Annotated in this window: 22 protein-coding genes; 17 read left to right on the top strand and 5 right to left on the bottom strand. The window is 65.1% G+C overall.

Annotated features, from left to right (window positions below; translation table 11 throughout):
- Positions 1-76 precede the first annotated feature (76 nt).
- From CK625_RS03635 to CK625_RS13575, 15 genes are all read left to right on the top strand, one after another.
- On the top strand, positions 77-1,078 hold the full coding sequence (locus tag CK625_RS03635; protein WP_095539076.1) for a serine/threonine protein kinase: 1,002 nt from the start codon (positions 77-79) through the stop codon (positions 1,076-1,078).
- A 167-nt stretch (positions 1,079-1,245) separates the two neighbouring features.
- Entirely contained in the window at positions 1,246-2,118 is an 873-nt protein-coding gene (locus tag CK625_RS03640) for a PP2C family protein-serine/threonine phosphatase (RefSeq protein WP_095539077.1), read from the top strand.
- Positions 2,119-2,330: 212 nt separating this feature from the next.
- The gene (gene rph, locus CK625_RS03645) at positions 2,331-3,080 is read left to right on the top strand and encodes a ribonuclease PH (RefSeq protein WP_095538850.1); all 750 of its coding nucleotides are present in this window, start codon (positions 2,331-2,333) and stop codon (positions 3,078-3,080) included.
- Between the two features lie 39 nt (positions 3,081-3,119).
- A complete protein-coding gene (gene rdgB, locus CK625_RS03650) occupies positions 3,120-3,722 on the top strand; it encodes an RdgB/HAM1 family non-canonical purine NTP pyrophosphatase (RefSeq protein WP_095538851.1) in 603 nt (200 codons plus the stop codon).
- A 98-nt stretch (positions 3,723-3,820) separates the two neighbouring features.
- Positions 3,821-4,801, top strand: a complete 981-nt coding sequence (locus CK625_RS03655) for a bile acid:sodium symporter family protein (protein WP_095539078.1) — start codon at positions 3,821-3,823, stop codon at positions 4,799-4,801.
- A 210-nt stretch (positions 4,802-5,011) separates the two neighbouring features.
- Positions 5,012-5,548, top strand: a complete 537-nt coding sequence (gene iscR / locus CK625_RS03660; protein WP_095538852.1) for a Fe-S cluster assembly transcriptional regulator IscR — start codon at positions 5,012-5,014, stop codon at positions 5,546-5,548.
- Between the two features lie 207 nt (positions 5,549-5,755).
- A complete protein-coding gene (locus CK625_RS03665; RefSeq protein ID WP_095538853.1) occupies positions 5,756-6,970 on the top strand; it encodes an IscS subfamily cysteine desulfurase in 1,215 nt (404 codons plus the stop codon).
- A 101-nt stretch (positions 6,971-7,071) separates the two neighbouring features.
- The gene (gene iscU / locus CK625_RS03670) at positions 7,072-7,464 is read left to right on the top strand and encodes a Fe-S cluster assembly scaffold IscU (protein ID WP_095538854.1); all 393 of its coding nucleotides are present in this window, start codon (positions 7,072-7,074) and stop codon (positions 7,462-7,464) included.
- A gap of 111 nt (positions 7,465-7,575) precedes the next feature.
- Positions 7,576-7,902 carry a cupin domain-containing protein gene (locus CK625_RS03675; protein WP_095538855.1) on the top strand — a complete coding sequence of 109 codons (327 nt, stop codon included), beginning with the start codon at positions 7,576-7,578 and terminating at the stop codon, positions 7,900-7,902.
- Positions 7,903-7,925: 23 nt separating this feature from the next.
- Positions 7,926-8,249, top strand: a complete 324-nt coding sequence (gene iscA, locus CK625_RS03680; RefSeq protein WP_095538856.1) for an iron-sulfur cluster assembly protein IscA — start codon at positions 7,926-7,928, stop codon at positions 8,247-8,249.
- A gap of 239 nt (positions 8,250-8,488) precedes the next feature.
- Positions 8,489-9,001 (top strand): Fe-S protein assembly co-chaperone HscB, encoded by a 513-nt coding sequence (gene hscB / locus CK625_RS03685; protein WP_095538857.1) that lies wholly within the window; start codon positions 8,489-8,491, stop codon positions 8,999-9,001.
- An 83-nt stretch (positions 9,002-9,084) separates the two neighbouring features.
- On the top strand, positions 9,085-10,965 hold the full coding sequence (gene hscA, locus CK625_RS03690; protein WP_095538858.1) for a Fe-S protein assembly chaperone HscA: 1,881 nt from the start codon (positions 9,085-9,087) through the stop codon (positions 10,963-10,965).
- 42 nt (positions 10,966-11,007) lie between these two features.
- Complete coding sequence (gene fdx / locus CK625_RS03695) at positions 11,008-11,346, top strand: ISC system 2Fe-2S type ferredoxin (RefSeq protein ID WP_095538859.1); 339 nt, start codon at positions 11,008-11,010, stop codon at positions 11,344-11,346.
- A gap of 897 nt (positions 11,347-12,243) precedes the next feature.
- The gene (locus tag CK625_RS03700) at positions 12,244-13,308 is read left to right on the top strand and encodes a Sir2 family NAD-dependent protein deacetylase (RefSeq protein WP_095538860.1); all 1,065 of its coding nucleotides are present in this window, start codon (positions 12,244-12,246) and stop codon (positions 13,306-13,308) included.
- Positions 13,309-13,547: 239 nt separating this feature from the next.
- On the top strand, positions 13,548-14,282 hold the full coding sequence (locus CK625_RS13575; RefSeq protein WP_143326167.1) for a hypothetical protein: 735 nt from the start codon (positions 13,548-13,550) through the stop codon (positions 14,280-14,282).
- 125 nt (positions 14,283-14,407) lie between these two features.
- Here the strand turns inward: CK625_RS13575 and CK625_RS03710 are convergent, their stop codons facing one another.
- The 5 genes from CK625_RS03710 to CK625_RS03730 form a co-directional block, all read right to left on the bottom strand.
- Positions 14,408-15,316, bottom strand: a complete 909-nt coding sequence (locus tag CK625_RS03710) for a formate dehydrogenase accessory sulfurtransferase FdhD (RefSeq protein WP_095538862.1) — start codon at positions 15,314-15,316, stop codon at positions 14,408-14,410.
- Positions 15,317-15,350: 34 nt separating this feature from the next.
- A complete protein-coding gene (locus CK625_RS03715) occupies positions 15,351-16,376 on the bottom strand; it encodes a bifunctional riboflavin kinase/FAD synthetase (RefSeq protein WP_095538863.1) in 1,026 nt (341 codons plus the stop codon).
- A gap of 92 nt (positions 16,377-16,468) precedes the next feature.
- Positions 16,469-17,797: a methyltransferase domain-containing protein gene (locus CK625_RS03720; protein ID WP_143326168.1), complete on the bottom strand. Its 1,329-nt coding sequence runs from the start codon at positions 17,795-17,797 to the stop codon at positions 16,469-16,471.
- A gap of 143 nt (positions 17,798-17,940) precedes the next feature.
- Entirely contained in the window at positions 17,941-19,098 is a 1,158-nt protein-coding gene (locus CK625_RS03725; RefSeq protein ID WP_095538865.1) for an acyl-CoA dehydrogenase family protein, read from the bottom strand.
- A 66-nt stretch (positions 19,099-19,164) separates the two neighbouring features.
- Positions 19,165-20,346 carry an acyl-CoA dehydrogenase family protein gene (locus CK625_RS03730; protein WP_095538866.1) on the bottom strand — a complete coding sequence of 394 codons (1,182 nt, stop codon included), beginning with the start codon at positions 20,344-20,346 and terminating at the stop codon, positions 19,165-19,167.
- Between the two features lie 250 nt (positions 20,347-20,596).
- Between CK625_RS03730 and purN the strand changes: the two genes are divergently transcribed.
- Positions 20,597-21,187 carry a phosphoribosylglycinamide formyltransferase gene (purN, locus tag CK625_RS03735; protein WP_095538867.1) on the top strand — a complete coding sequence of 197 codons (591 nt, stop codon included), beginning with the start codon at positions 20,597-20,599 and terminating at the stop codon, positions 21,185-21,187.
- A 47-nt stretch (positions 21,188-21,234) separates the two neighbouring features.
- Entirely contained in the window at positions 21,235-22,671 is a 1,437-nt protein-coding gene (locus tag CK625_RS03740) for an RsmB/NOP family class I SAM-dependent RNA methyltransferase (protein ID WP_095538868.1), read from the top strand.
- Positions 22,672-22,738 lie beyond the last annotated feature (67 nt).

Raw genomic sequence — 22,738 nt, forward strand, 5'->3', positions numbered from 1 at the left:
TCTCCCTCTCTCTGGCAGATCGCCCATCCATCGCCCCATGCAGCAGCGCCTGCAGCATCAACCCCAGCAGACCGCCATGGCCACCCCAGCAGCCCCCAGCACCAACGCCCCCAAGGCCAAGCCCGCCCCGCTGCCGCCCAACACCAAGGTGGGCGGCTACCAGTTGCTGCACCGCATTTCCTCGGGCGGCTTTGGCGTGGTGTACTTTGCCATCGACCCCGAAGGCCACCCGGTGGCCATCAAGGAATACCTGCCCTCGTCGCTGGTCACGCGCGAGCCGGGCCAGCTGATCCCGCAGGTCGCGCCCGAGAAGATGTCGCTGTACCGCCTGGGGCTCAAGAGCTTTTTCGAGGAGGGGCGCTCGCTGGCGCAGATCTCGCACGATTCGGTGGTCAGCGTGCTCAATTTCTTTCGCGAGAACGAGACCGTCTACATGGTCATGAACCACCTGGAGGGCTCGACCCTGCAGGAGTTCATCGTCACCGCGCGCAACCCCGACAGCCGCAAGGTGTTCAGGGAATCGACCATCCGCTCACTGTTTGACGAAATCCTGCGCGGCCTGCGCATCGTGCACCAGCACAAGATGCTGCACCTGGACATCAAACCGGCCAACATCTTCATCACCGACGACGACAAGGCCGTGATGATCGACTTCGGCGCCGCGCGCGAGGTGCTCTCCAAGGAAGGCAATTTCGTGCGCCCGATGTACACGCCGGGCTTTGCCGCGCCGGAGATGTACAAGCGCGATGGCGCGCTGGGCCCCTGGACGGACATCTACGCCATTGGCGCCTGCATCTATGCCTGCATGCTGGGCGTGCCGCCCAACGATGTGCCACAGCGCAATGAGAAGGACCGCCTGAGCCTGTCGCTGAGCCGGGTCAAGCGCATTTATTCAGACAATTTGATCCAAGTCGTCGAGTGGTGCATGGCGCTCGACCCGCTGGCGCGCCCCCAGTCGGTGTTTGCGCTGCAAAAGGAATTGGCGCGCGAGACCGAGCTGCGCTACTCACAAATGAGTATGGGCGAGAAAATGCGCATGCAGCTGAGCTCGCTGGTGGGCGGTAAGAAAGAAGAATAAGCATCCAGAGCGACCGCAGGCTGCGCCGCCCCGACCAGCGGGGAAAACCGCAGCTTGGCCTTCGGATGCTCGCCCACACGCCCCAATACCAGCGACAATACGCCGTTTTGGCCATCGGGCATGCCAACGCACCAGCCCACCGCTGCTGCCGCTGTGCCACCATCGCAATGAAATTCTCTGTATTCCAAACCAGCCACCAGGGCGGCCGCAAGAAGAACGAAGACCGGATGGGCTATTGCCACACGGGTGACGCCGCCTTGTTCGTGCTGGCCGATGGAATGGGGGGCCACCCCGAGGGCGAGACGGCCGCGCGGATTGCCATCCAGACCATGGCCGCGCTGTTCAAGAAACAGGCCCTGCCGACGATCGACGATGTGCCGCACTTTCTCGAATCGGGCCTGCTGATGGCGCACCGCCAGATCCTGCGCTACGCCATCGACAAGGGCATGCCCGATTCGCCGCGCACCACCTTGGTGGCGGCCGTGGTGCAAAACGGCGAGATCCAATGGATCCATTGCGGCGACTCGCGCCTGTACATCACCCGCAAAGGCGTGCTGCTGACCCGCACGCGCGATCACTCCTATTCGGAGTTGCGCGAGTCCGTACTCACCAAGATGGGGGAAATGAACCGCAACGTGCTGTTCACCTGCCTGGGCTCGCCAGCACGCCCGATCTACGACCTCAGCAGCCCGGAAAACCTCGACAAGGACGACCGCATCCTGCTGTGCTCGGACGGCCTTTGGGGCCCACTGGACGAAGACGCCATCGTCAACAAACTCAATGGCGGCGACATCACCCTCACCGGGCCAGAGCTGGTCGAGCTGGCCTTTCACACCGCCGGCAAGTCCAGCGACAACATCACCATCATTGCCGTCGATTGGCAGGAAGAGCGCAAGCAAACGGCCAGCCGCGCGGTCGAGATCAACGACGATTTCTCGGACATGGAGGAGTTCACCACCACCATCTCCGGCGACCTGCTCGACGACGTGGACATCGAGAAAAGCCTCAGCGAAATCAACCGCGCCCTGCGCCGCAGTTGAAGCCGCCCGCCCATCCCATACCTACCCACCCATACGCGCCACATTGCGGGCCACGCTTCGCGCCCTGCCCTCCCCCTTCAGCGGCCGCGCGATCTGCCAGCGGCATCGTGACAAGCGCAGGGCATCGGCCGCCAGACAAACACCGCAACACATCTTCAAAAGCCCATCGCCCCCTTGAATGGATTTTCGGGGGCTGCATCCGCACCCACACCATGACATCCTCCACGCTTTTCCTGCGCGCCGACGGCCGCGCCTGCGACGCGCTGCGCCCCGTGCACATCCAGCGCCACTACACCATGCACGCCGAAGGCTCGGTGCTGATCAGCTTTGGCCATACGCAGGTGCTGTGCACGGCCTCGGTCGAAGAGCGGGTGCCGCCGCACAAAAAAGGCTCTGGTGAGGGCTGGGTGACGGCCGAGTACGGCATGCTGCCGCGTGCCACCCACACGCGCGGCGCGCGCGAGGCGGCCAAAGGCAAGCAAACCGGGCGCACACAGGAAATCCAGCGCCTGATCGGCCGCGCGCTGCGCTCGGTGTTCGATCTGCAACTGCTTGGCGAGCGCACCCTGCAGCTGGACTGTGACGTGCTGCAGGCCGACGGCGGCACGCGCACGGCCGCCATCACCGGCGCCTACGTGGCCGCCTGCGACGCCGTGCAATGGCTGCTGCAGCGGGGCCTGATCCAGCGATCGCCCATCCGCCAGGCGCTGGCCGCCGTCTCGGTGGGCATCGTGCAAGAGCAGGCCCTGCTCGATCTGGCCTACGCCGAGGATTCAGCCTGCGACACGGACATGAACATCGTCATGACCGAAAGCGGCCATTTCGTCGAACTGCAAGGCACGGCCGAGGGCCAGACCTTCAGCCAGGCTCAGCTGCAACAGATGCTGCAGCTGGGCGAGCAAGGCATCCGCAGCTTGATCGCGCTGCAAAAACAAGCCTTGCAGGCCACGCGCAATGCCTGATGCACGCACCCGTTTCGCCCCTTGAGCACACCGCGCCCCATGAAAACCATCGTCCTGGCCTCCAACAACCAAGGCAAGCTGCAAGAGCTGCAATCCCTGTTTGCGCCGCTGGGGGTGCAGATCGTCGCCCAAGGCAAGCTGTTCAGTGGCGAGGCCGAGGAGCCTTTCCAGACCTTCGTCGAAAACGCCCTGGCCAAGGCGCGCTTTGCCGCAGAGCACTCCGGCCTGCCGGCCATCGCCGACGATGCCGGCCTGTGCGTCAAGGCCTTCGGCGGCCTGCCCGGCGTGCAAACGGCCCACTACTGCCAGCAGTTCGGCTACCCCAAAAGCGATGCCAACAATGTGCGCGCCCTGCTCGAACAAATGGCTGGCCTGGCCGATCGCAGCGCCTACATGGTCAGCACGCTGGTGGGCGTGCGCCAGCCGCACGACCCTGAACCCCTGATCGCCGTGGGCAAGGTGGCCGTGCACATTGCCCCCGAGCCACGCGGCGACAAGGGTTTTGGCTTCGACCCGGTGCTGCTGCTGCCCGAGCTGGGCCAGACTTTCGCCCAATTGCCCGAGGCCACCAAAAACCAATACAGCCACCGCGGCCGCGCCGCCCGCACCATGTGCGAACTGGTGCGCCAATACTGGCTGTAACCACTGGCTGTGATGCCAGGCGCCACCCCCACACGCCACGGCCCTGCCCCGTACCGGGCTGGGCCTTTTCCCGACTGAAAAAGCGCCAGCCCATGCCGATTGCGCGTCTGCTCCGCCTCCTGTTCGATCCCTTCACGCTGATTCTCATCGCCGTCGTGCTGCTGGCCACTTTCCTGCCCGCGCGGGGGCAGGCAGAGCATGCCTTTCAATGGCTGACGCACGCGGCCATCGCGCTGCTGTTCTTCATGCATGGCGCAAAGCTCTCGCGCCAGGAGGTCGTGGCTGGCATCACCCATTGGCGCCTGCACCTGCTGGTGTTTGCCTGCACCTTTGTGCTGTTTCCGCTGCTGGGGCTGGTGCTCAAACCCCTGGTGGCCCCTTGGGTCGGGGCCGAGCTGTACCTGGGCATCCTCTACCTGTGCGCCCTGTCGGCCACGGTGCAATCGGCCATCGCCTTCACTTCGCTGGCCAGGGGCAACATCCCGGCGGCCATCTGCAGCGCCGCGGCCTCCAGCCTGATCGGCATCTTCATCACACCGCTGCTGGTGCTGTGGCTGATTGGCGCTGGCAGCGACGGCGCGCCCAGCACGCTCGATGCCATCGCCAAAATCACCCAGCAGCTGCTCATCCCCTTCATCGCCGGCCAATGGGCCCGCCGCTGGATCGGCGCCTGGGTGGCACGCAACCGGCATTGGCTCAAGAGTGTCGATCAAACATCGATTCTGCTGGTGGTCTACACAGCGTTCAGCCAGGCCGTCAATCAGGGGCTGTGGGCCCAGGTGCCGGCCGTGAATCTGCTGGCCTTGCTGGTGTTTTGCTGCGCCTTGCTGGCCTTGGTGCTGACGCTGGTCTGGATACTGGGCAAGGCACTGGGCTTCAATCTGGAAGACCGGATCACCATTTTGTTCGCAGCCTCGAAAAAAAGCCTGGCCACGGGCGTGCCCATGGCGCAGGTGCTGTTTGCCAGCCAGGCCATTGGCAGCATGCTGCTGCCCATCATGGTGTTCCACCAGATCCAATTGATGGTCTGCGCCGTGCTGGCGCAGCACTTTGCACAGCGCCCGGGTCAGCGACCCTGAATCGGCCACAGCCGATTACCCGACAAAAATTCTAGGGCTTGTGCTACACTTAGGAATATCCCGTATGTGGCGCCCAAGCATCGAAAAGCCCGGTGCAGCCTGGGGCCATTCATACACCCACTGCGTGAGGCCCACGCCATCCATTCACCTTCTGCCTGCCTCTGTCAGCCCTTGCGGCCCGCAAGCAGACCAACGGAAAGGAGCCGCACCATGCGTTTGACCACCAAAGGCCGTTTTGCCGTCACCGCCATGATCGACCTGGCACTGCGTGAAGGCAGTGGCCCAGTGACCTTGGCGGCCATCAGCCAGCGCCAGCAGATTTCGCTGTCCTATCTGGAGCAGCTCTTTGGCAAGCTGCGTCGCCATCAACTGGTGGAATCCACGCGCGGCCCCGGCGGCGGCTACACACTGGCGCGCAAGGCCGAGGAAATCACCGTGGCCGACATCATCGTCTCCGTCGACGAGCCCATCGATGCCACCCAGTGCGGCGGCAAGGGCAACTGCCTGGGCGAAGGCCATCGCTGCATGACGCACGACCTCTGGACGGCGCTGAACCAGCGCATGGTGGATTTTCTCGACTCCGTCACCCTGAAAAAACTGGTGGACGACCAAATCGCCAAAGGCGTGCAGGTCGAGGAGCGCAGCCCCACGCGACGCACGATCTCCTCTGCCCCGGTGGTCAAGCCCATCCGCGTCAACGCCCCCAACTCCGTCTTCGCGCTGGGCAATGCGCTGGCCAAGTCCTGACCGGCATTTCCCTTGCCAGTTGCCAGCCTCAGTTGCCAGCCACGCCGCCGCAATGGGGCAGCAATGGCTTGGTGGGTCTGCAGGCACAGGCCAAGCGCCAAGCCATTGCCCAAGGGCAAGGCCCCAATCCCTGTAACCGCATCCTTGCATGCACGAGCATGCGCGCAACACACGCGCAGCCCTGACGATCGATAAGCAAAACCCACTATGACACCCCATCTGCCCATCTACCTCGATTACGGTGCCACCACACCGGTCGACCCGCGCGTCGTGCAGGCCATGATCCCCTGGCTTTCCGAGCACTTTGGCAATGCCGCCTCGCGCAGCCACGCCTGGGGCTGGGAGGCCGAAGAAGCCATCGAGAAAGCGCGCAAGCAAGTGGCCGACCTGATCGGCGCCGACCCCCGCGAAATCGTCTGGACCAGCGGCGCCACCGAATCGGACAACCTCGCCATCAAGGGAGCCGCGCACTTCTACAAGGGCAAGGGCAAGCACCTGATCACGGTCAAGACCGAGCACAAGGCCGTGCTGGACACCATGCGCGAAATGGAGCGCCAGGGCTTCGAGGTCACCTACCTCGACGTCCAGGAAAACGGCCTGCTGGATCTGCAGGCCCTGGAGGCGGCTTTCCGGCCCGATACCACCTTGCTCAGCGTCATGGCCGTCAACAATGAGATCGGCGTCATCCAAGACCTGAACGCCATTGGCGCCATGTGCCGCCAGCGCGGCGTGATCTTCCACGTCGATGCCGCGCAGGCCACCGGCAAGATTGCGCTGGACATGAAGACCATGCCCATCGACCTGATGAGCCTGGCCTCGCACAAATCCTACGGCCCCAAGGGCATTGGCGCCCTGTACGTGCGGCGCAAGCCGCGTGTGCGGCTGGAGGCCCAAATCCACGGCGGTGGCCATGAGCGCGGCATGCGCTCGGGCACCCTGGCCACGCACCAGATCGTCGGCATGGGCGAGGCCTACCGCATCGCCCAGGAAGAAATGGCGCAGGACTACGCCCACGCCCAGCGCCTGCAAAAGCGCCTGATCGACGGCCTGAGCGACATCGAGCAAGTCTTCATCAATGGCGACCTGCAACAGCGCGTGCCGCACAACCTCAACATCAGCTTCAACTTCGTTGAAGGCGAATCGCTGATCATGGGCATCAAGGGCATTGCCGTGTCCTCGGGCTCGGCCTGCACCTCTGCCAGCCTGGAGCCCAGCTACGTGCTGCGCGCCCTGGGCCGCAGCGATGAGCTGGCGCACAGCAGCCTGCGCATGACCTTCGGGCGCTTCACCACCGAGCAAGAAGTGGACCACGCCATTGCCACCATCCGCGAAAACGTTGCGCGCCTGCGCGAGCTCAGCCCCCTGTGGGAGATGTACCAGGAAGGGGTCGATCTGAGCACCATCCAATGGGCCGCGCATTGAACCGGGCCCTCGGGCCCGCGCCAGGCATCGGCGCAATGCACGCCGCGCGCTGCGGCGGCACCCATCCCATTCCCCCAAGATGAAACACACTGGAGCCTGCCATGGCCTACTCTGACAAAGTCATTGACCACTACGAAAACCCCCGCAACGTCGGCTCCTTCGACAAGGGCGACAGCTCCGTTGGCACCGGCATGGTGGGCGCGCCCGCCTGCGGCGACGTCATGAAGCTGCAGATCAAGGTCAACCCGCAAACCGGCGTCATCGAAGACGCCCGCTTCAAAACCTACGGCTGCGGCTCGGCCATTGCCTCTTCCTCGCTGGTGACCGAATGGGTCAAGGGCAAGACCCTCGACGAGGCCGCCGCCTTGAAAAACAGTGTCATCGCCGAAGAACTGGCCCTGCCGCCCGTCAAGGTGCACTGCTCCATCCTGGCCGAAGACGCCATCAAGGCCGCCGTGGAGGACTACAGGAAAAAGCAGGCCACCGCCGCCTGATAGATGGATGGGCAAGGCCCCACAGCTGCTTGACCACCGGCAAAGGCGCTGTGCGGCAGCTGCAAAGCCGATGCCCCACACCCCGCGCATGTTCATCGAGGCACAGACAATATGGCACTGATCCACGCGCGACAGGGCGAGCCCGTGGATGTGCGCCCTTATGGCGCGCGCATCGAAGCGGCGCAATCCATCGCCTTGTTCAAGTCGCATGATCTGGAGGTGTTGCGGCTGGTGTTTCCAGCAGGCCACCACATGCCCGCCCACAAGGTGGCAGGCGAAATCACCATCCACTGCCTGGAAGGCAGCGTGCAAGTCAGCCTGAACGATGGCCCTGCGGCGCTGCTGCAAGCCGGTCATTTGTTGTTCGTCGAAGCAGGGGTCACGCACGCGCTCACGGCCGTACAGGCCTGCTCCGTGTTGGTGACCATCGCGCTTTGAGTTTTTATCGCCAGAGAATCCCTATGGCCGTCACCATTACCGAAGCTGCCGCACGGCATGTCAGCAAATACCTCGCCAAACGCGGCAAGGGCGTGGGTGTTCGCCTGGGCGTCAAGACCACGGGCTGCTCCGGCCTGGCCTACCAGCTCGAATACGTCGACGAGCCCGACCCCAACGACGTCGTCTTTGAAAGCCACGGCATCAAGCTGCTGGTCGATCCCAAAAGCCTGGCCTACCTGGACGGCACGGAGCTGGACTTTGTCCGCGAAGGCCTGAACGAAGGCTTCAAGTTCAGCAACCCCAACGAGCGCGACCGCTGCGGTTGCGGTGAGTCCTTCCGCGTCTGAGCCACGACTGACCCGCCTGCCCGCGCGCGCATGCGGGCGCTGGGCGGCGCGGCTTGGGCGCCCGTGCGCCCGCCTGGGATTGCCAAAGCATCCGATGTCATTGCCCACCCAAGGCGCAGCGCCGCGCGCAAACCACACCCACCTTGCCCGGCCAAGCCTTGCGAACGTGGCAAAGTCACGGCTTTGATCTGGAATGGCAACGCGGACCGCCCCGGCCACCGCTTGCCCTGCCCCTGCCAATGAACCTGCAATCGACCGACTTTGAACTGTTTGCCGTGCCCGCCCGCTTCGCGCAGGATGCGGCCGCGCTCGACGCCCGCTGGAAAGAGCTGCAGCGTCAGGTCCACCCGGACAAGTTCGCCGCCGAAGGCCCTGCGGCCCAACGCCTGGCCATGCAATGGTCCGTGCGCATCAATCAAGCCTACCAGCGCCTGCGCGATCCGCTGCAAAGGGCCCGCTACCTGTGCGAGCTGCAGGGCCAATCCGTCGGTGCCGAAGACAACACGGCCATGCCGCCACAGTTCCTGATGCAGCAAATGCAATGGCTCGAAGCCCTGGACGAAGCCCAATCGGCGCAAGAGCTGCAGCCCATCGCCCATGAAGTGCAGCAGGCGCTGGACGAGACCATCCAGGCCGTTGCGCAAGCGCTCGATGCCCAGGGCGATGCCCAGGCTGCGGCCGAACACATCCGCGCCTGGATGTTCCTGACCCGCTTCGAGCAGCGCCTGGCGCAGCGGCAAAAGCAGCTGTGAGCCGCCTGCGCCAGCGCAACCAGTCCGGCACCGCCGCAACCGCCACTTTTTCTTCCCCCTCTTTTGCGAGGACGCACGCCACCATGGCCCTGATGCAAATCGCCGAGCCTAACCAAAGCCCGGATCCCCATCAATTCAAACTTGCCGTCGGCATCGACCTGGGCACCACCCACTCGCTGGTGGCGGCCATGCGCCACGGCAGCCCGCAGTGCCTGCCCGACGCCCAGGGCCGCATCCTGCTGCCCTCGGCCGTGCACTATGGCCCCCAGGGCCAGCGCCACATCGGCCATGCCGCGCTGCAGGCCGGGCAGGAAGACGCCGCCAACACCATCGTCTCGGCCAAGCGCCTGATCGGCCGTGGCCTGGCCGACATCGCCAACGCAGGGCAATTGCCCTATGAGCTCAGCGAGCGCAAAGGCGAGGACGGGCGCATCAGCCTGTACGCGCGCACCGCCGCTGGCGAGAAAACCCCGGTCGAAGTCAGCGCGGAAATCCTCGCCTCCTTGCGCCAGCGCGCCGAAGACAGCTTCGATGCCGAGCTCTATGGCGCCGTCGTCACCGTGCCCGCCTACTTCGACGACGCCCAGCGCCAGGCCACCAAGGACGCCATCGCCCTGGCCGGCATCCGCCTGCTGCGCCTGATCAACGAGCCCACGGCCGCAGCCATCGCCTATGGCCTCGATCATGGCGCCGAAGGCATCTACCTGGTCTACGACCTGGGCGGCGGCACCTTCGATGCCTCCGTGCTGCGCCTGAGCAAGGGCGTGTTCGAAGTGCTGGCCACCGGCGGCGACTCGGCCCTGGGCGGCGACGACTTCGACGCCCTGCTCGTGCAATGGGCCAGCCAGCAACTGGGCGTCGAGCCCGCCACCAGTGCAGAAAAAGCCTATGCGCGCCAACAGGCCAGGGCCGCCAAGGAAGCCCTGGCCGAGCAAGACAGCGCCACCCTCGACGCCCGCTGGGGCGGCCGCCAGCAACAACTGGTGCTGCGGCACGACACCTTTGCCGAGCTGGTCCAGCCGCTGGTCGAGCGCAGCCTGCAATGCGTGGCCCGCACCCTCGAAGACGCCAAGCTCAGCGCCAGCGACGTGCAAGGCACCGTCATGGTCGGCGGCTCCACCCGCATGCGCACCGTGCGCGACAACGTCGCGCGCTTCTTGGGCAAGCCGCCGCTGACCGAGCTCAACCCGGACGAAGTCGTCGCCCTGGGCGCGGCCATCCAGGCCCACCAGCTCGCCGGCAACGCCCGCAGCGAAGACAGCGTGCTGCTGCTCGACGTTGTGCCGCTGTCGCTGGGCATCGAAATCATGGGCGGCCTGACCGAGCGCATCATCCACCGCAACGACACCATCCCCACCGCCAAGGCCCAGGACTTCACCACCTACCAGGACGGCCAAACCGCGCTGGCCATCCACGTGCTGCAGGGCGAGCGCGACATGGCCAGCGACAACCGCAGCCTGGCGCGCTTTGAGCTGCGCGGCATCCCGCCCATGGCCGCTGGCGCGGCGCGCATCCGTGTGACCTTCACCGTCGATGCCGACGGCCTGCTCAGCGTCAGCGCACAGGAGCAAAGCTCCGGCGTGCACGCCCAGGTTCAGGTCAAGCCCACCTACGGCCTGCCCGACAGCGAGATCGAGCGCATGCTGCGCGAGAGCTTTGCCACCGCCGAGCAAGACATCCAAGCGCGCGCCCTCACCCAGGCGCGCGTCGATGCGCGCCGCCTGATCCTCGCCACGCAATCGGCCCTGGCGCAAGACCGCGACCTGCTCAGCGACTCGGCCCACGCCGCCATCCTGGCCAGCATCGCCGCGCTGCAGGCGTTGATCGACCGCGACAGCGGCAGCGCCGCCCAGATCGAAGCGGCCATCCACACCCTGGCGCACGACACCGAAGCCTTTGCCGCCGCCCGCATGAACCGCGGCATCCAACAGGCACTGGCGGGCAAAAGCGTGCAATCGCTGTAACCGACCACAGGCCCCACACCGCCAAGCCACCTCCCCCCGACCATGCCCAAAATCACCGTCCTGCCCCATGCCGAACTCGCCCCAGAAGGCGCAGAGCTGCAAGTGCCCACCGGAACCTCGATCTGCGAAGCCCTGCTGGAAAACGGCATCGAAATCGAGCACGCCTGCGACATGAGCTGCGCCTGCACCACCTGCCACGTCATCGTGCGCCAGGGCTTTGACTCGCTCAACGAGCTTCAGGAAGAAGAAGAAGACCTGCTGGACAAGGCCTGGGGCCTGGAGCCGCAATCGCGCCTGGGCTGCCAGGCCATCGTCGCACACACCGACCTGACGGTCGAAATCCCCAAATACACCATCAACCACGCCAAGGAAAACCACTGAGGCCAGCGGCGCACACCGCCATGAGCGAGCGCTGCATAGAAATTGCAGGCAGAAACATCCGCGCAGGCACGCGGTGCTTCTGCCCAAGGCAGCGGCCTTTTTGCACGTGGAGCCCCATATACCAAGCAGCTGTCGAAGCTGATCGAGCCACGCGCAACGATAAAAACTGCCATCGGCGCCTGATTGTGCATGGGCGATTTGCGCATGGCTCGGCCCGCGCCAGCCCCTGACAAAAAGTCTTGGCTTACTGAGCAGGAAGCTGAAAGCTCGCGAAAGCCCCTGCCCCGAAGCGGCTGGAACGAGGCGGCCGAAGATCGACAGCCACCGCACACTGGCGGGCTGGCTGGGCCGGGTGCTGCGCGCCTTCCAACGGGCGCTGCGCCAGATCACCGGCGGCGGGCACGCGCACAAGATGACGACCCAGGACCTGGTGGACATGGCCCAGGGCGCGGCGCGCATCGCGCTGGCGGGCCAGACAGGCCCTGCGCGATGCGCTGGGCTTCGAGGCGGCAGAGGATGCCGATGGGGTGCGCCCCAGCCTGCGCCTGTGGAATGGCATGCGCCTGACGCGCGGGAATTTTCTGGTGCCTGAGACGCCGGAGTCCGCGGGCAACACGACGGGCGATCTGGCATATTTCTCGGGCAAGCCCATCCGCGTAGCAGTGGGCGATGCACCTGCGCCGCACCGAAGGTTTGGGGCCATGCACATGCGCGACAACGCGCAGCGTTCGCCCCAGCGTGCCAGCGTGCCAGCGTGCCAGCGATGAGAAACTACATATGTTTGGCCTACGACACATCGTGACGCAGCTTTGTAGAGAATGACATTCTTCTCTAGTCGAATTGGCCGCCTCTAGTGCTAATGCTTATAGCGCTGGCTGCTGTCAAAAAGGATGTTTTATGCCTGCGCCCAAACCCAGCGATCCACTGTACTACCAAGCACGCCAGCATGTGCTGTATTCCAATGATCCTAGCATTTCGCACCTCCAGCTCCGTCTGCGCATAGGCTATCAGCGCGCTATCGCTCTGCGCGATGCACTTGCGGGTGATGCAGTGCAATACCGAGCTGATACCGACTCATGGCATATCCATCCACAGGCTGATCGAGTCACCGACTTTCTGCTTGAAGACAAACTAGCGCAAGCTGCGCAGCTGATTGATAACGCCAAGGCTTTGGTTATCGCCGCAGGTGCGGGAATAGGCATCGACTCTGGCCTACCTGACTATAGGGGCAACAAGGGCTTTTGGCGCGCCTACCCCATGCTGGGCAGAAAAAGGCTGCCATTCGAGCGAATTGCCTCGCCGCATGCTTTTCAAAAGTATCCTGCCACTGCCTGGGGATTCTACGGCCATAGGCTCAACTTATACCGTGCGACGACGCCGCACGCAGGCTTCAGTTTGCTCCAGTCCTGGGCACAGCGTATGGAGCAAGGCTGTTTTGTTTTCACCAGCAATGTCGACGGACACTTTCAGAAGGCCGGCTTTCCCTCCGCCCGCGTGTATGAATGTCACGGCTCCATACACCGCCTGCAATGTATAGCCAACTGCAAAGGAAGTATCTGGCCTACTGTAGACCTACACCCGAAAATCGACGAGGCCAACTGTGAATGGCAAGGCGATTTGCCCCACTGCCCTCATTGCGGCAAACTGGCACGGCCCAATATCCTCATGTTCGAAGACTGGCACTGGAATCAGACACGTAGTGACCAGCAGCAGATGCTGCTCGATATGTGGCTGGACAACTCACCTGCCCCAGTGGTGATCGAAATCGGGGCTGGCAGTACTATCCCCACTGTGCGCCAGTTCACACGGTACATGCAGCGTCGCGGCAGTCGCCTGATTCGCATCAACTTGCGTGAGGCAAACATCCTCAACCCCGGCGCTATTGAATTGGCCTTAGGGGCGAAAGATGCCTTGCAACGAATCAACCAGTACTTAATCAATGCACACACTTCTCAGGCTTAGAGGTTAAGCGCAATCCTGAACGGTTCGCAAAAATAGTCCATGTGCGGCGAGTAATTAGTGAAAACCAACATATCTCCAGCGACATGAATTACCGTCAATAAAACACATCAAAGCCAATCCCGCCTCTTTGGCTTGAGAATTTTTCATAAATAATCTGAAGCCATGTTTCAGAGCATGTGCAGCCTTTGCGTGGCAATGGCAAAACCAACAAGCTCCCCAACGCAGGCCAAGGTGAACCAATGAGCGCCACAGCTGAATTTGCAAAATGGGCCACCAGTTTTTCTGGTTGTGATGGCGGCGACATCGGCACCCCTGCAGATCGCTCAATCTGGCTCTGCGGAATCGAATGGGGCGGCCAAGAGTCTTCCGAACGCCTTGCTGAAGAAATTTTGCGTGACGAATCGCAACCACGCACCGGCTACTCAGATGCCACGCGCAACGAAGCTTATATCTTCAACCGTCAAGCACTGAAAATACTTAGCGCCATTGATGGCACCAACGTATCTAACTACCGCGAATTCTGCAGCCGTGCCAAGCCCTTCACTCAGGGCTCAAGCGGCTACTTCAAGCTCAACCTCTACCCCGTAAGTTTTAAGGATACCAGCCCGTCTCGCTGGCATGAGCAATATGCCGCCATCACGGGTTTTTCCTCCAAGCAGGAGTACATCGATTGGTGCAGAATCCACCGTTTTTGGCAAATTCGTAAATGGGCATTTACTGCTCGGCCAAAACTTATTTTGTGCTTGGGCAAGCAATATCGCGCGGACTACAAACTGGCATTTCACGAGGGGAGTGCCACGTTCAATCACGAATCCATCGATAGCCGCGACCTGTGGTGGAGTGTCAATAGCGATGGCACCCTGGTGGTCATCATCCCCTTCATGGTCAACCGTCATGGCCTGACCCGCAACGACGTTATTCAGAAATTCGGCGACCGGATTGCCCGGCTGATGGAAATGCATGGCTGCAGGTAAACAAACAGCCTGTGAGTCACAGCCTTCCAACAATCAATGCGCCCTGCCCTCCGGGCGCCGCAGCAGGATGCAAACGCTGAACGAGCGCAACATCCAGCAAACGACAGCTGGCACGCTACCTTCCCTCAGCGGGTGTAGCGCACGGCGCGGGGCTCGCGTGCCAGGCCCCAGAGTTGCAGGCCGGCGATTTCGGCCACGCGGATGGCCAGTGAGGTCGGCGCGGAGATGGTGGCCAGCAGGGGCAGGTGCAGGCGCGCGCATTTGCGCACCAGCTCGTAGCTGGCGCGGCTGGACATGACGACGAAGCCCTGCTGCGGCCAGGCAGGGCCGTCGTTGCGCGTGGTGCCGCCTTGCAGCGCCCTGGCGCGCGCGCCCAGCAGCTTGTCCAGCGCGTTGTGGCGCCCCACGTCTTCGTAGATGGCGTGCAGCTGCCCGTGCACATCGGCATAGGCGGCGGCGTGCAGCGCGCCTGTGGCGTGGTTCAGGGTTTGCTGCTCGGCCATGGCGGCCAGGGCCTTGAAGATGGTGGGCGGGCCGATTTGCGCCAGCCAGGGCGGCGGCGCAGCCGCGCCAGGCGCTGGCAGCCAATCGTGGGCCTGCAGGCTGTCGATGCCGCACAGGCCGCAGCCGGTGCGGCCGGCCAGGTTGCGGCGGCGCTGCTTGAGGCGCATGAAGGCGCTGCTGGCGATGTCCAGGTGCACGGCCAGGGCCGGCAGGCTGTATTCGCTGGCGCCCGCTGCGGCCCAGTCGCTGGGGGCTGCGGCATCCACGGCGGCGATGTCGATGCCATAGCAGTCACTGGCGCAGTCGATGATGCCTTCGCTCAGGGCAAAGCCCAGCGCCAGCTCGGGCAGGTCTTGCGGGGTGCACATCATGACGGCGTGCGAGAGGCCATTGCACACCAGCGCCACCGGCACTTCGGCCGCCACCTGATCGCACTGCCACGGCGCGGCCTGCCCGTGCACATGGCGTTGCACGGGCACTGTCATCAGCGGCGGCGGCAGTGTGATTTCCTCGTCGTCGGCCTGGGGCATGCGGTCTGGCAGTGTGCTGGGGCAGCTAGGCGGATCAGAGCTCAAGGCCTGCCGCCTGGGGCTGGCGCTGGGCGAACCAGGCGCGCGCTGCGGCGCAGTCCTGGGCAATGCCTTGCGCCAGGGCCTGCAGGTTGGGGTATTTGCGCTCGTCGTGGAGCTTTTCCAACAGCTCCACGCGGATGACTTTGCCATAGCCGCCCTCGGGGCCCAGGGCTTCGGGCCATTGCAGGCAATGGGTTTCCAGCAGCACGCGGCCGCCGTTGACGTCGCTGGGGTCCAGCGAGGGGCGCACGCCCAGGTTGGCCACGCCGGGCAAGGGCTGCGCTGTCAGGCCGCGCACCTGCACGACGAAGATGCCGCTGGCGGCGGGCTTCCAGTGCTTGAAGTGCAGGTTCAGGGTGCGAAAGCCGCCAGTGATGCTGGGCAGGCCAGCGCCCAGATGGCGGCCGAGCTTGCGCCCGTGCAGCACGTGGCCGCTGATGGCGTAGGGGCGCCCCAGCAGCTCGGCGGCGTCGTGCATGCGGCCTTGTTGCAGGGCCTGGCGCACTTCGGAGCTGGAGACGCGCACGCCTTGCACGGTGTGGCTGTCCATGCGCGCCACTTCAAAGCCCAACTGCGGCCCCAGCTGGGCCAGCAGGGCGTAGTCGCCCGCGCGCTGGTGGCCGAAGCGAAAGTCATCGCCCACCAGCACATAGCGCGCGCCCAGGCCCTGCACCAGCACCTGACGCACGAAGTCTTCGGGCGGCTGCGCGGCCAGCGCGGCATTGAAGGGCAGGATGACGGTTTGCGCCACCTGTTGCCCGGCCAGGTCGGTGAGTTTGTCGCGCACCGTGCCCACGCGCGCCGGCGCGATCTCGGGCTTGCCCAGCACCTTGGCGAAGTAGTCGCGCGGATGGGGCTCGAAGGTGAGCACGCAGCTGGCCAGCTGGCGCTGGCGGGCTTGCGCATTGAGCAGGGCCAGCATGGCCTGGTGCCCACGGTGCACCCCATCGAAGTTGCCGATCGCCACGGCGGTGGCAGGCGCCAGGCTGCGGTGGTTCAGGCCAAGAAAGGTGCGCATGGCAGTACGAGAAACCGAGAAACGGGTGTGAAAACGGGGGGCAGCAGCGCCCCGCCCCGCAATGGGAGCGCGGCAATGGGGGGCGCGCAGCGTCAGCGCCCTTTTTGCGCCGTGACGACGAAGCCGGCCACGGGCTCGCCGGCTTCATAGCGCAGGGTTTTCTCCTCGATGCTGGCCAGCGCGAAGCCGGCTTGCTCCAGCAGGCGCTCCAGGTAGGCGCGGCCATGCACATAGCGGCCGGTGCTGGCCTGCAGGGCGTAGTCGGTGCCGGGCTCGGGCGCGGCCTCGGTGGAGAAGAAGAAAAAGCCCTCGGGCTGCAGGATGCGGTGCACATTGCCCAGCACCGGCTGCAGGTCGCCCACGTAGGGGAACACATCCAGCGCGGCGATGACTTCGTAGAGCGCATCGGGCGTGTCGCGCACCGCATCGAGCAGGTTGACCTTGTGAAATTTGTCGTAGACGTGGTGGCGGGCCGCCTGCGCGATCATGCTTTCAGAGGCATCGACGCCCACCATGCCGCCGTCGATGCGGCCCAGGCACACGCCCAGCAGGCCCGTGCCACAGCCCAGATCGAGCAGGTTGAAGCGCCGGTCGGGGAAGATCTCCAGGATCTTTGCCGCCGTCTGCTGCGGCAGCTCGTAGCGCAGGTAGCGCACCATGTGCAGGTCGTACTGGCGCGCCAGGCCGCCGAACAATTCCTCCTGCAACTCCACAGGTTGGGTCGGCGGGGTCTGGCCCTGGGCCACCTGGGCGAAGTAGCGGTACACGGCGTCGTCCGGGGCGTGGGCCAGCAGCTGCTGGGCATCTTGCAGGGCCTCATCGTTGCGGCCCATTTGCAGCAGTGTGCGCAGGCGGCCGTAGCGCGCCTGCATGTTGGCCGGCTCTTGCTCGAGCACGGCGCTCCAGCTGCGCAGCGCGGCCTCGTACTGCTGCGAGAAGAACTGGGTGCGCGCCAGGTTCATCAGCAGCACCGGGTCGCTCGGATAGTGCGTCAGTGCGTGCTCGGTGTAGCGCGCGGCCTGGGCCATGTCGCCACAGCGCACGGCGATGTCGATCACGCCGGCCAGGACCATGCGCTCGCGCGACTCCAGGGCAAAAATCTTCTCGGCCTGCTCCAGCGCCTTGGCGTTGCGGTCCAGGCGCGCCAGCAGCAGGCCGTATTCGAGCTGCGCCGGCCACCACTGCGGCGCCAGGCGGGTGGCGTGCTCCATGGCCTCCAGCGCTTCGTTGGGCTTGTCCGATTGCTCGGCCAGGCGCGCGCCCAGCATGAAGATGCGCGGGTCGTAGGGGGTGTTGCGCTGCGCCTCGTTGAGCAGTGTGGCCACTTCCTGCAGCTTGTTTTGCGCCAAGAGCTGGTAGGCCTTGATGATGAAGGGGTCGTTGGCGGAAAGCTGGTCTGCAGCAGACGAAACAGAGGTCATGGGGCGCGGCACGCCAATGCGTGCAATTTGGGCAAAGGGCGCATTATGCGGCAAGGCAGCGCCGCCATGCGCTGCCTTGCCTGGGGGCGCGGGCCCTGCCCGCGCTCTTGCGGTCTGCCGGTTTTACCGGCCCCCGATCTTCTTTATGCGAACACGCCCGCCGTGTCCTGCATGTTCTCGCTGACGATGCCCAGGTGGTGCAGGCTGTCGCCCCAGCACATTTCCAACTGCGTGAGCTTTTTGAAGTAATGGCTGCCGATGTATTCATCGGTCACGCCGATGCCGCCGTGCAGCTGCACGGACTGCTGGCCCACGTAGCGCATGCTTTGCCCCAGCTGGTATTTGGCGCGCGAGAGGGCCTGTTGGCGCTCGCGCTCGGCCGCATCGCCGGCGCCTGTGCCATCTGCAGGCGCCTCGGCCAGTTTCAGCCAGGCGTAATAGCTCATGGAGCGGCCCAGCTCCAGCTGCATCTTCATGTCGGCGATGCGGTGGCGCAGCGCCTGGAAGCTGGCGATGGGCACGCCAAATTGCTTGCGCTGATTCATGTAATCGGCCGTCAGCGCCAGGGTTTGCTCCATCACGCCCACACCCTCGGCGCACACGGCGGCCGTGCCGATGCCGGCCAGTTGCTGCAGCAGCGCCAGGCCCTGGCCATCACCGGCGGCGCAGAGCAGTTGCGCCGGGCTGGCCTGCAGGCGCAGCTCGGCTGCGCGGCTGCCGTCCTGGGTCAGATAGCCCTGGGTTTGCACCCCTGCGGCGCCTTGCTCCACCCAGAACAGCGCTACCTGGCCATCGAGCAGGGCCGGCACGATCCAGGCATCCGCATGGTCGCCGGCGGGCACCAGGCTTTTGTGCCCGTTGAGCACATAGCCCTGGCCCTGGGGCTCGGCCTGGGTCTGAAGTTGATCGAGCCGGTAGCGGGCGCCCTTTTCCTGGTGCGCCAGCACGATCAGCGCCTGCCCCTGCACCAATTTGGGCAGCCACTGCTGGCGCAGCGCCTGGGGCGCATGGGCCAGGGCCTGGGCCGCGATCAGGGCCTGGGCGTAGGGCTCGAGCACCAGCCCCTTGGCCAGCTCTTCGAGCACGATCATGGCCTCCACGGCGCCCATGCCCATGCCACCATCCTGCTCGGCCACGGTCAGGCCCAAGAGGCCCAGCTCGGCCAGCTCACCCCAGGCCGCGCGGTCAAAGCCGCCCTCGGCCACGATGGCGCGGCGGCGCTCGAAGCCGTAGGCCTTTTCCACCCATTTGCCCACCGCATCGCGCAACTGCTCTTGCTCGGGCGTGAAATTGAAATCCATATGCAACTCTCCGGTATCGGTATGTTCAGCGTGATGTGCTTCGGTGCAGGCGCTGGCCTTGGCCGCTCAGCCCAGCACCGTTTGCGCCACGATGTTGCGCTGCACCTCGTTGGAGCCGCCGTAGATCGTGGTCTTGCGGTAGTTGAAGTAGGTCGGCGCCAGCACGGAGTGGGCGGCCTCGCCGCCGGGGAAGTCGCCCTGCCAGCCCGCCTCCATGGCCTCCTGGATGAAGGGCAGGCTGAAGGGGCCTGCCACCAGCATCATCAATTCGGAGTAGCGCTGCTGGATTTCGCTGCCGCGAATTTTCAGCAAGCCGGCAATGTCCAGCGGGTTGCGCCCCGAGCTGACGGCCGAGAGCACGCGCAGCACCAGCATCTCCAGCGCCACGATGTCCACCTCGAGCTTGGCGATCTCGTCGCGGATGCGCAGGTCCTGCCACAGGCCCTCGGCCTTGGCCAGGCGCTTGAGGCGCTCGAGCTCGCGCTTGGAGCGGTTCACATCGGCGATGTTGGTGCGCTCGTGGCTGAGCAGGTGCTTGGCGTAGGTCCAGCCCTTATTCTCCTCGCCGATGAGGTTTTCCACCGGCACCTCGACGTTGTCGAAGAACACTTCGTTGACCTCGCACTCGCCATCGAGCAGGCGGATCGGGCGCACCGTCACGCCGGGCGAGCGCATGTCGATCAGCAGGAAGGAAATGCCCGTCTGCGGCTTGCCCTCGGTGCTGGTGCGCACCAGGCAGAAAATCCATTCGCCATACTGGCCCAGCGTGGTCCAGGTCTTCTGGCCGTTGACGATGTACTTGTCGCCCACGCGCTCGGCGCGGGTCTTGAGCGAGGCCAGGTCCGAGCCCGAGCCCGGCTCGCTGTAGCCCTGGCTCCACCAGACCTCGCCACTGGCAATGCCGGGCAAAAAGCGCTTTTGCTGCTCGGCATTGCCATAGGCCATGATGACCGGCGCAACCATCACCGGCCCGAAGGGCACGATGCGCGGCGCCCCGGCCAGCGCGCATTCCTCCTCGAACAAATGGCGCTGCACAGCATCCCAGCCCGGCCCGCCAAACTCCTTGGGCCAACCATAGCCCAGCCAGCCCTTCTTGCCCAGGATCTTGGCCCAGCCCTGCAAATCCTCGCGGTGCAGGCGCAGGTTGTTGTGCACCTTGTGGGCCAGCTCCTGGGGCAGATGGCTGCGCACCCATTGGCGCACTTCCTCACGAAATGCCTGCTGTTGCGGGGTAAAACTCAACTCCATAAAACCTCTCGTATCGATGGGGCGCGAAAGCGCCATACAAGCCAGCGGCGCAGCATGCCCTGCCGCTTCATCAAGGCCGCGGCAGGGCCCCAATGCCATGCCAAACGAGGCCGCGCTGCAAGCCGCAAGATGTACCACGGCCCGGCCCCGCGCATCTGTCCGTTAAGCGACTGGCCTACTCTGCACCGGCCCAGCCCACAGCCCGTTTCTGCCTGGCCGGGGCAATGCGCGGTGCGAGAATAGCCCTCTTATGAAGCGCAAGAACATCGTCATTCTGATCTCTGGCACTGGCTCGAACATGGCCGCCATCGTGCAGGCCCAGCACGCACAGCAATGGCCGCAGCGCCTGAATGCGCAGGTCAGCGCCGTCATCAGCAACCGCGCCGATGCCGCCGGCCTGCAATGGGCGCGCGAGCGCGGCATTGCCACCCAGGTTGTGGACCACCGGCAATACCCCTCGCGCGAGGCCTTCGATGCCGAGCTGGCCCAGGCCATCGAAGCGCACCAGCCTGCGCTGGTGGCGCTGGCGGGCTTCATGCGGGTGCTGGGCGATGCCTTCGTGAACCGGTTTTCCGGGCGGCTCATCAACATCCACCCCTCGCTGCTGCCAGCCTTCCCCGGCCTGCACACCCACCAGCGCGCGCTGGATGCGGGGTGCCGCTTTGCCGGCGCGACCGTGCACTGGGTCATCCCCGAGCTGGACGCCGGCCCCATCATCGATCAGGCGGCCGTGCCCATCCTGCCTGGCGACACCGCCGCCACGCTGGCCGCGCGCGTGCAATCGCAGGAGCACCTGCTCTACCCCCGCGCCATCGCCGCCATCATGCCGACGCTGCGCTGAAACCACGCCCCATCACCCACGCCCCCCAGACAAGGCCAAGGCGATCCATGCCACCGCATTTTCTGCTCACCACCACTGGCGCACTGCTGCAGCGCATCGCACGCTTTGAAGAGCCGGCCAATGCCGTGCTGCTGCAATTTCTCAAGGCGCACCCCAGGCTAGGGGTGCGCGAGCGCCAGCAACTGGGCAATGCCGCATTCACCGCGCTGCGCTTTTGGCGCCTGCTGCAATACTGGGCCAAGCTGGGCAGCACGCCCCAGCTGCCCGACGCGCAACACTTCGAGCGCCTGGCCCTGCTCAGCCACGCCCTGCTGGCGCAATACCCGCAGCAGCCGCCAGCGCCTGCCGCCCAGGCCGCCTACCCTGCCGCCGCCCCCATCACCGATGCCCTGGCCCGGGCCGTGCTGCAGCAGGCGCGCGACTGGGCTGGCCAATGGCCCCAAGAGGACGGCAGCGCCGCTGCCCAGCAATGGCTGGGGCATTGCATTGACGCCTTGCAAGCGGAAGGCGCAGCAACAGGCCAGGCCAGCAGCCTGCCCCTGGCCTGCCAGCACAACCTGCCCGACTGGCTGGCCGAGAAACTGCTGAGCGCCTATGGCACGGCCCACTTCTGGCCGCTGATGCACGCCCTGCGCCAAAGCGCGCCTCTGGATCTGCGCGTCAACCTGCTGGCGCACAAGCGCCAGATCGTGCAGCACATGCTGCAAGAGCAAGGCATCGCCTGCGAGCCAACGCCCCACTCCCCCTGGGGCCTGCGCCTGCCGGGCAAGCCCTCGTTGCGCCAAAACCCCTTGATGCACAACGGCACGCTGGAGGTGCAGGACGAGGGCTCGCAACTGCTGGCCCTGCTCAGCGAAGCAAAGCGCGGCGAGACCGTGGTGGACTTCTGCGCCGGCGCCGGCGGCAAGACCCTGGCGCTGGGCGCCATGATGCGCGACAGCGGCCGCCTCTATGCCTTCGACACCTCCGCACACCGCCTGGCGCGGCTGCAGCCGCGCCTGCAGCGCAGCGGCCTGCACAACGTGCACGCCATGGTGCTGCAGTCGGAAGCGGACGCTCGCCTGCAGCGCCTGCACGGCAAGGTCGATCGCGTACTCGTCGATGCGCCCTGCTCCGGCCTGGGCACGCTGCGCCGCCACCCCGATCTGGCCTGGCATCTGCCGGCCGAGGAAATCCCCAGGCTGCAGGCCCTGCAGCTGCGCATTCTCAGCGCCGCAGCAGCGCTGCTCAAGCCTGGCGGGCACCTGATCTACGCCACCTGCAGCCTGCTGCCCGACGAGAACGAAGCCGTCTGCCAACTCTTTGCCAACAAGCGCCCGCAATTCGCGCAGGAGAGCTGGCCGCCCCTGCTGGAAAAACACGGGCTGGCGCATCTGCTGCCCAACCCCAACACCTTGCCAGGCCGCACGCAGGGGCTGATGCTGCTGCCCCATCTGCACCAGACCGACGGCTTCTTCATCGCCCGCTGGCGCAAGCAGGGCTGAGGGTTTGTTTCAAGCGTCTGCGGACCATCTCTGCCCGGGCGCAAAAGAGCAGGCAAACTGACCAATT

Origin of the sequence: Vandammella animalimorsus, from assembly GCF_002285265.1 — a bacterium.
Classification (GTDB): Bacteria; Pseudomonadota; Gammaproteobacteria; order Burkholderiales; family Burkholderiaceae_C; genus Lampropedia.